This window comes from Burkholderia sp. Ac-20379, from assembly GCF_017104645.1.
Lineage (GTDB): Bacteria > Pseudomonadota > Gammaproteobacteria > Burkholderiales > Burkholderiaceae > Burkholderia.
The window spans coordinates 1-10,908 of record NZ_JAAGPF010000254.1 but is presented as its reverse complement, the minus strand read 5'-3'; the positions used below and the strand labels follow the sequence as shown (position 1 = coordinate 10,908).

The following is a 10,908-nucleotide window of genomic DNA, read 5'->3' as shown; positions in this document are numbered from 1 at the left end:
AGGGAGGTGGGAAGGGAAGACGAAGCCGGCGGGGCGGAAGTTGGAGGGGGGGGAGGGGCGGGCCGGTAAGGCGACGCCCGGCCGGGCCGGGGCCGGGGGGCGTGGCGCCGGGGGCAGCGACGATCGCGCCGGCCGGCGGCGCGGCGCTGGACGTTGCGGATGCCGGCGCCGGCGCGGAAGCCGCCGCCACCGCCGAGGCGTGCTGCGCCGGGCAGCGCAGCGAATCGATGATCTCGGGCTCCTTCGCGCGGCACGCCTCGACGTCGCTGACGATGCCGTCGGCCACCCCGTCGAGCGCGTCGCACACCTGCAGCGTGCGTTCGTACACGCGCCCCAGCAGCCGCGGCGGCACGAAGCCGCCCGGCGTGCGGTATTCGGCGCGGCCGAGCGCGACGCCCATCAGGCGCACGCCCGTGAAGTTCAGCGCGGGCGCGTTGGCGATCACGCCGTCGTAGTCGGCGGGGTAGCGCTGGATCACCGTGTACGCCTCGCGTCCGCCGGTGGAGCCGCCCGCGAAGTACATCTTGTCGGGCGAGCGGCCGTAACCGCGCACGATCAGCGCGAGCGCCACGTCGTGCACCTTCTTCAGGTGCGCGTAGCCGAAGTTGGTGACGGCCTCGTCGAGCAGGCCGAACGTGCCTTCGCCGGGGTTGCCGATGTGGCCGGAATCGTCGCCGAAGGTGGCGTAGCCCTGCGCGAGCGGTGCGACGTCGGGCGAGAACGGCGTGGGGCCGGTGCCGGTCACCACCACGCCGTTGTAGCCGCCGCCGCCGAATTGCAGCGCGCGGCGGTTCCAGCGCTCGGGCAGGTTCAGTTCGAAGCGGATGTCGGGCGTGCCGGCCGTCTGAGCGCGGATCACGCCGGTCAGGCGGCAGTAGGCGCCGTCCTGGTTGCCGATCGCCGTCGCACCGATCGTGGCGGCGGTCTGCACGACCGCGCCTTCGGTCGGCAGACCGATCGCGGCGGCGGGGATCTGCACGCCGGCGAGGTCGAGACAGTGGCGGGGTTCGGAAGCCTGGCGCTGCGCGGCCGCGAAGGGGCTGACGGCGAGCGTCGCGGCGGCGAGGGCGAATCCGATGACGATCCGATGAGCGAGGCGCCGGCGCGCCGGTTGCTGGTTCATTGCCGCGGACACGGTGGGTGAGGGGGCGGGAGGCGTCAATATGACATAGATCGGGGCCAGATTCGACCGTCCGAAGCCGATCCTGTGGCGCGGCCGCATCGCCCGCCGGCGGCGCCTAGCGCTTTTGCCCGCGCGGCTCCAGCAGGCCGCTGGCCACTTCGACGATCTGCTGCATGGCGCGCTGCAGGTGCTCGCGCAACAGCACGGCGCCGCGCCGCGCGTCGCGCGCGCGGCTCAGCTCGATCATCTCGAGGTGCTCGCTGCGCGTGTTCTCGCGGATCGGCACGTTGACCACCTGAAACCGGAAGTAGCGCTCGTTCAGATCGTTGAGCCGGCGCAGCGTGTCGATGGCCAGATCGAGCCCGGACGGCGCGTACAGCGTTTCGTGGAAGCGCCAGTTGAGCTGCCCCCAGGTGGTTTCGGTCGCGCTGTCCATCTCGTCGACGATCGCGGCCGCGGCGGCGTAGGTGGTTTCGTCGGAATGCGCCATCGCGCGGGAGAAGATCCACGGCTCGAGCCGGATGCGGATCTCGAACGTCTCGCGTACCTCGTCGGCGGAGATTCCGCACACGTACGCGCCCTTGTGCGGAAAGATCGTCACGAAGCCCTCGCCCTGCAGCCGCGTGATCGCCTCGCGTACCGGCACACGGCTGATGCCGAGTTCCTCGGCCAGCGCCTCCTGGCGCAGCGGGTCGCCCGGCGCGAGTTCGCCGCGCAGGATCTTGCCGCGAATGATTTCCACCGCCTGCTCGACGATGGTGGTGCGAACCAGCTTGCCGGAGGCGGCGGGGGGCGTGGCGGCGCCACGGCGATCGGAAAGGTCTTGCATGCGGGTGAGGGCCTGAAATTCAGACGAAATCATGCCATAGCGCCTGGCGCTTGACAGTAAAAATCGACTACAGCATATTGGATACAATAGTCAGTGTTCGATATCCGAGGCGATCGGCGTCCGGGCGGGCGCTGTCAGTCAGCGAGGAATCCGGTCATGCGTTGGAACAGGACATTCACGGTGGTCAACTGTCACGCCGAGGGCGAGGTGGGCAACGTCGTCACGGGCGGCGTGTTCGACGTGCCGGGCGCCACCATGTTCGAGAAGATGATGTATCTGGAGGAGCACCGCGACGACATCCGCCGCATCGCGCTGTTCGAGCCGCGCGGCTCGGCCAACCAGAGCGTGAACATCATCCTGCCGGCCACCGACCCGCGCGCCCAGATGGGCTACGTGATCGCCGAGTCGACCGAATACCCGGCGATGTCCGGCTCGAACACCATGTGCGTGGTCACGGTGCTGCTCGAAACCGGCATCCTGCCGATGGTCGAGCCGGTCACGGAGCTGGTGCTCGAAGCGCCGGCCGGCCTGATCTCGGTGCGCTGCGAGTGCTCGGGCGGCAAGGTCACCCGGGTCGAGTTCACCAACCAGCCGGCGTTCGCCAACCATCTGGATGCGGCGATCGAGGTGCCGGGCGTGGGCACGCTGAAGGTGGACGTGGGCTACGGCGGCATGACCTACGTGATCGTCGACGCGCAGGCGCTCGGCTTCGGCGTGACGCCCGACGAGGCGCGCGAACTGTGCGAGCTGGGCCAGATCATCAAGGCCTCGGCGGCCGAGCAGCTGCCGTCGCCGCATCCGCTCAATCCGCTGATCAAGGGCATCACGCAGACCGAGTTCGTCATGCCGCTGCGCCGCGAGAACGGCGTGCTGACCTCGCGCAACACGGTGATCGTGTCGCCGGGCCGCTGCGACCGCTCGCCGTGCGGCACCGGCACCTCGGCGCGGCTCGCGGTGATGCACGCGAAAGGGCAGATCGCCGTGGGCGAGACGTTCGTGCACGAGTCGATCATCGGCTCGCGCTTCGAGAGCCGCGTGGCATCCACCACGATGCTCGGCGACGTGCCGGCCGTCGTGCCGGTGGTGTCGGGGCAGGCCTGGATCAGCGCGATCTCGCAGGTCGGCGTGGATCCCACCGACCGTTTCCAGACCGGCTTCACGCTGTCGGACACCTGGCTGGAGGCGGTGGACGACAAGCTGATCAAGTCCCGCAAGTAGGAACCCGCTCCACAGGCGGCGCCGTGCGCGCCGCTGCCCAGGCAATTTGATCAGGAATACGAATATACGGCGCGGGATCCGCGCCCGCAGTGCCGGCTTTCCCCGACAACCCGATGGCATTCACCCGCAGGACAGGACATGAACACACTTACCCGCTTGGTCGCAGCATGTGGTCTTTTCGCGGTATCCGTGGCGGCGCTGGCCGACACCACCGTGACGCTCGGTCTGTCCGGCCCGCTGACCGGCGCGCAGGCCGGCAGCGGCAAGGATAACGAGAACGGCGCGAAGCTCGCGATCGCCGATCTGAACGCGAAGGGGCTGACGGTCGGCGGCCAGAAGGTGCATCTCGCGCTCGATTCGGAAGACGACCAGGGCGATCCGAAGGTCGGCGTGCAGATCGCGCAGAAGCTGGCCGACAGCCACGCGCTCGCGATCCTCGGGCCGAACAATTCGGGCGTGGCGATTCCGGCGGCGCGCATCTATCAGTCGGCCGGCGTGGCGATCCTGCCGGTGGCGTCGAACCCGGCGCTGACCGCGCAGGGCTACAACACGGTGTTCCGGATCGGCGCGAGCGACGCGCAGCTCGGCAGCTCGATGGCCGATTTCGCGCAGGACAAGCTGAAGGCGAGGAAGGTCGCCGTGATCGACGATCGCACCGCCTACGGGCAGGGCATTGCGCAGGAGTTCATCGGCGAGGCGAAGCGGATCGGCCTGACGGTCGTGGCGCGCGACTACACGAACTCGAACGCCGTCGATTTCCGCGCGATCCTGACCAAGCTCAAGGAGCAGGCGCCCGACGCGATCTTCTACGGCGGCTACGCGGCGCAGGCTGGCCCGATGCTCAAGCAGATGCGCTCGGCCGCGGTGTCGTCGAAGCTGCTCGGCGGCGACGGCATCTGCTCGGCGGAGCTGGCGCAACTGGCCGGCGACATGTCCGCGAACGCGTTCTGCGCGCAGGGCGGCTCGTCGATCGAGAAGACGCCGGCCGGCCGCGCGTTCGTCGAACGCTACAAGGCCAGCTATCACACCGAGATGCTGGTGTACGCGTCGAATTTCTACGACGGCGTGATGATGATCGCGAAGGCGATGGAGGCCACCGGCACCACCACCGATCGCGAGAAGATCCGCGCGTATCTGGCCGGGATCAGCTACGACGGCATCGCCGGACATTACGCATTCGACGCGAACGGCAACCTGAAGGGCGCGCCCACCACCGTCTACACGTTCCGCAACAACCAGCTCACGCCGTATTGACGACAGCGCCGCCCGCTCGCGCCGTCACGCAATCGTCATGAAACCGTCCCGCTTCTTGACGATTTCTTGAGGCCCGCAAAAATAGAATGCGACCGCGAAAACAAATCATTCTTGATAACGGCGGGCGAGATGGCGGCAGGAGCGGCGGAAATCGGGCGGGGCGCGCAACGGCAACGCGTCGGATGGCACGGCAAAGGCATGTCGGGCCGTCTGCTGGTGGCGGTGTCGTGTTCCGCCGGCTGCATGACGGCGCATGCGCAGAGCAGCGTCACGCTGTTCGGCGTGGTGACGTCGGGCGTGTCGTACACGAGCAATGCCGGCGGTCGCGCGCTCGTGCGCGAAACGAGCGGCGATCTGCAGGGCAGCCATTGGGGCTTCGTCGGCAGCGAGCCGTTGAGCGAATCGACGCGCGCGATCTTCCGGCTCGTCAACGGCTTCAACACCAGCACCGGCGCGGCCACGCAGAACAATCGCCTGTTCGGCTATGAATCGTGGGTGGGCCTGGCGGATCGCCGCTTGGGCACGCTCACGGTGGGCCGCCAATACGATTCGGTGGTCGATTTCCTCGCGCCGATCCACAAGCCGGCCATCGACAACCTGGCCGCGCACGTGTTCGACAACGACAACCTGAACCACGGCTTTCGCGTCAACAACGCCGTGAAGTACAGCTACGGCTCGGTCGACACCTGGAAGATCAGCGCGCTGTACGGCTTCTCGAACGCGGCCGGCGCGGCGGCCAACGATCGCGTGGCCAGCGTCGGCGCGTCCTGGAACCTCGGCAGCGTGCGCGTGGCGGCGGCGTGGCTGCGGCTCGACACCGACGCCGGCCCGGCCAACGCCGACGGCGCGGTCACGCTGGGCGACCGCACGTTCGTGGCGCAGCGGCAAAGCATCTACGGCGCTGGCGCGCGCTGGCGCGCCGGTCACACCACCGTCGGCGCGCTCTGGACGCATTCGCAGTTCGACCACCTGCAGACCATCAACGGCATCGGCTCGCTCGGCATCGCCACCGGCAACGCGAACGCGCACTTCGACAACGTCGAAGTGAACGCGCAGTACCGCTTCACGGCGGCGCTGAGCACCACGCTCGCGCTGACCTACACCACGGCGCAGATCGCCAGCCGCGCGCAGACCCACCGGCCCAACTGGTTCGAGCCGTCGCTGCTGGTCGACTACAACCTGTCGAAGCTGACCGACGTCTATGCCGTCGTGCTGTATCAGCATGCGCACGACGGCGGTTCGGGGCTCGCGGCGGACATCAACCGCCAGCCGCTCGCCTCGGGCAACACCCAGACGGTGATCGCGGCCGGCGTGCGCGAGCGCTTCTAGGTCAGGCCGCCGGCGCGTGGCGCGCATAGACGAGCGACGCCGCGGCCAGATCCTCGAGCGCCGTGCCCACCGCCTTGAACACGGTGCGCTCGTCGGCGTTCGCGCGCCCGCGCGCCTGCCCGCGGCACAGCGTTTCGAGCGTCGGCCATTGCTCGGGATGCCCGATCACCTGGCGTTCGAGCGGCCCGAGCAGGTCGCCCGATTTCTGGAATGCCTCGCGCGTGTCGACGAACACGCTGGCCTGCGCGAAGCAGGCGTCGTCGGCTTCGCGCATGGCCGGCGTGAAGCTGCCGATCAGGTCCAGATGCGAGCCCGGCGCGAGCCACGCGCCTTGCACCACCGGCTCGGTGGCGAGCGTGGCGCAGGTCACCACGTCCGCGCGCGCGACGCTGGCCGGCAGGTCGTCCACCGCGCGCGCCGCGAAACCGAGCGCGTTCAGGTGCGCGACGAGCCGCGCCGAAGCGGCCGGCGCCGCGTCCCACACGTCCACGTCGCGAATCGGCAGCACGGCGCGATACGCTTCCGGCACCAGGCTGCCGACGCGGCCCGCGCCGAGCAGCGTCATGCGCGTGGCGTCGGGCCGCGCCAGATAGCTGGCCGCCAGCGCCGAGGCCGCGGCGGTGCGACGCGAGGTGATCTCGTTGCCGTCGAGCTGCGCGAGCGGCGCGCCGGTGCGGCCGTCGTACAGCACGTAGGTCGAATGCAGGCCCGGCAGGCCGAGCGCGGCATTGCCCGGAAACACGTTGACCGTCTTGATGCCGAGATAGCCGCCGTCCTGCCAGGCGGGCATGATCAGCACGGTGCCGCCGCCGCCCTCGGCGGCGATCGGGTGGTTGTGGCGCAACGGCACGTGACAGCCGGCCACGAACATCGCGCGCAGCGCGTCGATCAGGTCGGGGAAGGGCAGCGCGTCGCGCGTGGCGGTCGAATCGAGAATTTTCATGGTTCGGGAACGGGTTGGATGTCAGGGCATGACGGGCGGGTGGTACGCGAGCGTCGGCGCGAGCGCCCACAACATGAACACCACCAGCGGCACGTGCACGATCAACTGCGTGAAGGTGAAACCGACCACGTCCTTGGCGCGCAGGCCGAGCACGCCGAGCAGCGGCAGCATCCAGAACGGGTTGATCAGGTTCGGCAGCGCCTCGGCCGCGTTGTAGACGGTGACGGACCAGCCGAGGTGCACCTGCAGCGCCTTGGCCGCCTCGATCACGTAGGGCGCCTCGATGATCCACTTGCCGCCGCCCGACGGCACGAAGAAGCCGAGCACCGCCGAGTACACGCTCATCACGGCCGGAAACGACGCCTGCGACGAGATCGCCACGAAGAAGTGCGCGAGATGTTCCGACAGCGGCGGCCCGCCGGGCGCGGCGGCCTTGGTCAGCATGAATGCGATGCCGCCGTACAGCGGAAACTGGATCAGCACGCCGGCCGTGGACGGCACCGATTTCGCCACCGCGTTCAGGAAGCGGCGCGGCCGCCAGTTCAGCAGCATGCCGAGCAGGATGAACACGAAGTTGTAGGTGTTCAGGTTCGAGATCGCGAGCAGCGGGTTCCTGGTGGTGAATTCGTGGCCGATCCAGACGAGGCCGAGCAGCACGATCAGGATCGTCACGAGCGGGCTGTATTCGAGCCATTCGCCGGGGCGCACCGGCTTTTCCAGGTGCGTATCGATGTCGTCGAGCGGCACGCCGAGATCCTGCGCCGTGCGCGCGCGCTCGCCGACCGGCGCGGACAGGCCCGCGATCAGCAGCGACACGAGCGTCAGCGCGGCCACCATCAGCATCGATTGCGGCAGGAAGATCGTGTCGGAGAACGGAATCACGCCGGTGATCGCGAGCAGCGCTTTCGGCAGGCTGTTGGGGTTCGCCTGCAACTGCGCGGCGGCCGAGCTGAGGCCGAGCGCCCAGGTCGCGCCCATGCCGAGATACGCCGCCGCGCCGGCCGCGCGGTAATCCATGCGCAGGCCGGTGCGGCGCGCCAGCGCACGGGCCAGCAGGCCGCTGAACACGAGGCTGATCGCCCAGTTGAACAGCGACGTGCCGATGCTGACGAACGCCACGAACATCACCGCGCCGCGCGCCGTGCGCGGCAGTTGCGCGAGCCGCGCGATCGCCTTCGAGGCGGGCGGAGACACCGCCACCACGTAGCCCGAGATCGCCACGATCGCCATCTGCATCGTGAACGGGATCAGGCTCCAGAAGCCGTCGCCGAACGCGATGCCCACGCGCTGCGCCGGCGCGCCGATCGCGAGCGCCCCCAGCGCGACGACGATCACGGCGATCGCCGCGAAGATGTAGGCGTCCGGAAACCAGCGTTCGGCCCAGCGCGTGACGCGCGCGGCCATGCGTTCCAGCGTGTTGCCGCGGGCCGCGGCGGCCTCGGGCGGTGTGGCGCGTGCGAGCTTGTCCATCGTGAATTCCCCCTTGCGTTCGATTGGTGTGTGTCGTTGCGGTGAAGCGGCGGTGAAGCGGTTGCGGGTCGACAGGCCGGTGCGGGGCGTCATGCCTCCAGCACCAGATCCGACAGCGGGATCGCCTGGCAGGCGAAGCACATGTCGGGTTCGTCGGGCGCGTGGCCCGACAGGTGATCGGTCGCGCCTTGCGCCACGCGCACCGCGCAGCTTTCGCACTGGCCCACGCGGCAGCCGCTCGGCAGCGCCACGCCGAGGCCTTCGGCGAACGCCAGCAGGCTGCCGTGCGCGGGCGTCCAGCGCGCCGTGCGGTGCGAGCGGGCGAACGTGATCGTGAAGCTCTGCGAAGCATCGCCGCGCGGCATGGCCGGCGAGCGGAACGCTTCCTTGAAGATGTCGAACGCGGGCACGCCGCGCGCGCCGAGCCCGTCGACGATCGCGTTCATCATCGGTTCGGGGCCGCACAGGTAGAAGCGCGCGCGGCGCGCGATCAGCGCCGCGTCCACCGCGCTCGCGTCGAGATAGCCGCTGCGCTGGTAGTCGATCCCGGCGATGTCGATGATGGGCCGCGGATGCGCGTAGCAATCGATCACGCGCAGCGTGGGCAACGCCTCGCGCAGCGCGTCGATGCGCTGCCGGAATGCGTGCGCCGCGCCGTGGCGATTCGCGTAGAACAGCCACACCTCGGGCGGCGCATGACCGGCGTCCTTGCCGGCGCCGGCGTGCGTCGCCGACGCCAGCGATTCCAGATACGACACGAACGGCGTGATGCCGATGCCGCCCGCGAACAGCACCACCGGCTGGCGCGAATGCAGCGGCAGCACGAACGTGCCGCCCGGCGCGCGCAACTGCACGGCGTCGCCCACCGCGAGCGCGCGGTGGATGTGGCTCGACATCGCGCCGCGTTCCTGATGGCGCACCGAGATCGCGTAGCTGCGGCGGCCGGCCTCGCGCGCCGCGCCCACCAGCGAATAGGCGCGCGTCGTGCCGCGTTCGCCGAGCCCGGCGACGTGCACCGTGACGTGCTGGCCGGGCCGGTAATCGGGCAGCGGGCCGCCGTCGCGCGCGGCGAACGTCACGGTGCGCACGCCTTCGGCCTCGTCGTGCAACCGCGTCACCACGAAATCGCGCCAGCCGTCCCACGGGCGGCGCTCGCGCTCGAACGACGGATCCGGTTGCAGGTCGCAGGCCAGCGCGCGCATCGGCATCGAGCCGGACAGCGGATCGTATTGCCGGCCCGACACCAGGTTGCTGAAGTTGCTGTTGAGCGGGCCGCGCGCGTCGAAGCCGTCGTAGCCGAGCTCGTCGCAGGCCTGCCACCAGCCGTATTCGGCGATCAGCACGTCGTCGGCCAGCGCCGGTTCCACGCGCGCCACGAAGCGCGCCGCGCCGCGTTCGGTGCGCAGCACCACCCAGTCGTCGCTGGCGATGCCCTTGCGCGCGGCCAGCGCGGCGCTGATCTCGACGAGCGGATACGGCGCGCGCTTGCGCAGCCGCGTCACGCCGCGATGCTGGCTGTGGCAGTAGTAGCCGTTCTTGGTGGAGGTCAGCACGTAGGGATACGCGGCGTCGCGCGCCTCGGCGGCGAGGCCGGCCGGCGGCACGTAGGCCGGCACCGGCGGATAGCCGTGGCGCAGCAGCTTCTCCGAATACAGCTCGACGCGCAGCGTCTCGGTGCGGAAGCCGCGCGGCCCGTCCGCGCCCGGCTGGGCGTATTGCTTCTCGCGCTGCGCGAGCGGGCGCGCGATGCCTTCCGGATGCGCGCGCAGCGTGGCGACGTCGAGCCCGAGCGGCGCTAGCATGTGGTTCCAGCCGGCCTCGATGCTGCCGCCGAAGAACGCCTCGCTCATGCCGAGCCGCGTGGCCAGCGCGAACACGATGTCGTAGTCGGCGCGGCTCTCGCCGCGCGGCGCGACCATCCGTTGCCGCAACTGCACCAGTTCGACCGCGCGCTCGTCGATCTCGAAGCCGATCCGCAGGCCCTCGCGCTCCCACGGCGTGTTGATCGGCAGGAAGAGGTCGGCGTAGCGCGACGACGGCGTTTCGTACAGATCGCAGTGCACGTGGAATTCGAGCTGGCTCAGCGCCGCATGGGCCGTCTGCGCGTCGGGCTGCGACACCAGCAGGTTGGTGCCGAATGCGAACAGCGCGCGCACCTTGTACGGCTCGCCGTCGAGCATCGCGCGATACATGTCGCGCGCGGTCACCCAGCCCTGCGCGGGGGGGCCAAGCGGGCGCTCGTCGAGGCCGAGCGCCTTGGCGCGCTGCTGCGGCGGGCACAGCGCATAGGTGCTGACCGCGTTCGACGGCTGCTTGACGTATTCGCGGTTCGCGCCGCGCGTGTCGAACGCGCCGGTCAGCGCGTAGAGCGTGGCGATGGCGCGCTCGGTCTGCGTCGCGTTGGTGTGCTGGCCCACGCCCGACCATGCGTGATAGGCGATGCGGCGGCCCGGCGCGAGCAGCGCGGCGGCGCGTTCGAGCGCCTCGGGCGGCACGCCGGTGATCGCCTCGACGTGCTCGGGCGTGAACGCGTCGAGCGCGCGCGCGTAGCAGGCGAACGCCGGCTCGCAAGGTATTGCGGCCGCCTCGTACGCGCCGTCGAGCGCGAAATCGGCCGGCGTCGTGGCCGCTTCCTCGCCGAGCGGTTCGGCGCGGCCTTGCCTGGCATTCCAGATCACATGACGATTGGCGGCGGCGCGCGGATCGAGATCGCGCTCGCGCAGGAACCGGCCGGTGTCGCGA

General features: G+C 70.0%; 8 protein-coding genes. 3 read left to right on the top strand and 5 right to left on the bottom strand.

Going from position 1 to position 10,908, the window contains the following annotated elements:
* Together G3N92_RS24925 and G3N92_RS24920 are read right to left on the bottom strand one after the other, a co-directional pair.
* Nucleotides 1-1,123 (bottom strand): tannase/feruloyl esterase family alpha/beta hydrolase (locus G3N92_RS24925; protein ID WP_241015006.1); only part of this gene is annotated, 1,123 nt, incomplete at its 3' end.
* A gap of 115 nt (nucleotides 1,124-1,238) precedes the next feature.
* On the bottom strand, nucleotides 1,239-1,952 hold the full coding sequence (locus tag G3N92_RS24920) for a GntR family transcriptional regulator (protein WP_206130261.1): 714 nt from the start codon (nucleotides 1,950-1,952) through the stop codon (nucleotides 1,239-1,241).
* A 156-nt stretch (nucleotides 1,953-2,108) separates the two neighbouring features.
* Here G3N92_RS24920 and G3N92_RS24915 point away from each other — a divergent pair, with 156 nt between their 5' ends.
* The 3 genes from G3N92_RS24915 to G3N92_RS24905 all read left to right on the top strand — a co-directional run bounded on the left by G3N92_RS24915 (nucleotide 2,109) and on the right by G3N92_RS24905 (nucleotide 5,753).
* Nucleotides 2,109-3,170, top strand: coding sequence for a proline racemase family protein (locus tag G3N92_RS24915; RefSeq protein WP_206130260.1), 1,062 nt, complete (start codon nucleotides 2,109-2,111; stop codon nucleotides 3,168-3,170).
* Nucleotides 3,171-3,308: 138 nt separating this feature from the next.
* Nucleotides 3,309-4,424 (top strand): branched-chain amino acid ABC transporter substrate-binding protein, encoded by a 1,116-nt coding sequence (locus G3N92_RS24910; protein ID WP_206130259.1) that lies wholly within the window; start codon nucleotides 3,309-3,311, stop codon nucleotides 4,422-4,424.
* Between the two features lie 198 nt (nucleotides 4,425-4,622).
* Nucleotides 4,623-5,753 (top strand): porin, encoded by a 1,131-nt coding sequence (locus G3N92_RS24905; protein ID WP_206130258.1) that lies wholly within the window; start codon nucleotides 4,623-4,625, stop codon nucleotides 5,751-5,753.
* A 1-nt stretch (nucleotide 5,754) separates the two neighbouring features.
* Here G3N92_RS24905 and G3N92_RS24900 read toward each other — a convergent pair whose 3' ends face one another.
* The 3 genes from G3N92_RS24900 to G3N92_RS24890 all read right to left on the bottom strand — a co-directional run.
* Nucleotides 5,755-6,696, bottom strand: coding sequence for an ornithine cyclodeaminase family protein (locus G3N92_RS24900; protein ID WP_206130257.1), 942 nt, complete (start codon nucleotides 6,694-6,696; stop codon nucleotides 5,755-5,757).
* 21 nt (nucleotides 6,697-6,717) lie between these two features.
* Entirely contained in the window at nucleotides 6,718-8,166 is a 1,449-nt protein-coding gene (locus tag G3N92_RS24895) for a TIGR00366 family protein (RefSeq protein WP_206130262.1), read from the bottom strand.
* 89 nt (nucleotides 8,167-8,255) lie between these two features.
* Nucleotides 8,256-10,908, bottom strand: a 2,653-nt coding sequence (locus tag G3N92_RS24890; protein ID WP_206130256.1) for a molybdopterin dinucleotide binding domain-containing protein, incomplete at its 5' end; no start/stop codon positions are given.

Bases quoted from the DNA above. Each gene is read 5' to 3' on its own strand.
- G3N92_RS24910 (WP_206130259.1), top strand. From the start codon at position 3,309: ATGAACACACTTACCCGCTTGGTCGCAGCATGTGGTCTTTTCGCGGTA.
- G3N92_RS24895 (WP_206130262.1), bottom strand. From the start codon at position 8,166: ATGGACAAGCTCGCACGCGCCACACCGCCCGAGGCCGCCGCGGCCCGC.
- G3N92_RS24920 (WP_206130261.1), bottom strand. From the start codon at position 1,952: ATGCAAGACCTTTCCGATCGCCGTGGCGCCGCCACGCCCCCCGCCGCC.
- G3N92_RS24900 (WP_206130257.1), bottom strand. From the start codon at position 6,696: ATGAAAATTCTCGATTCGACCGCCACGCGCGACGCGCTGCCCTTCCCC.
- G3N92_RS24915 (WP_206130260.1), top strand. From the start codon at position 2,109: ATGCGTTGGAACAGGACATTCACGGTGGTCAACTGTCACGCCGAGGGC.
- G3N92_RS24905 (WP_206130258.1), top strand. From the start codon at position 4,623: ATGTCGGGCCGTCTGCTGGTGGCGGTGTCGTGTTCCGCCGGCTGCATG.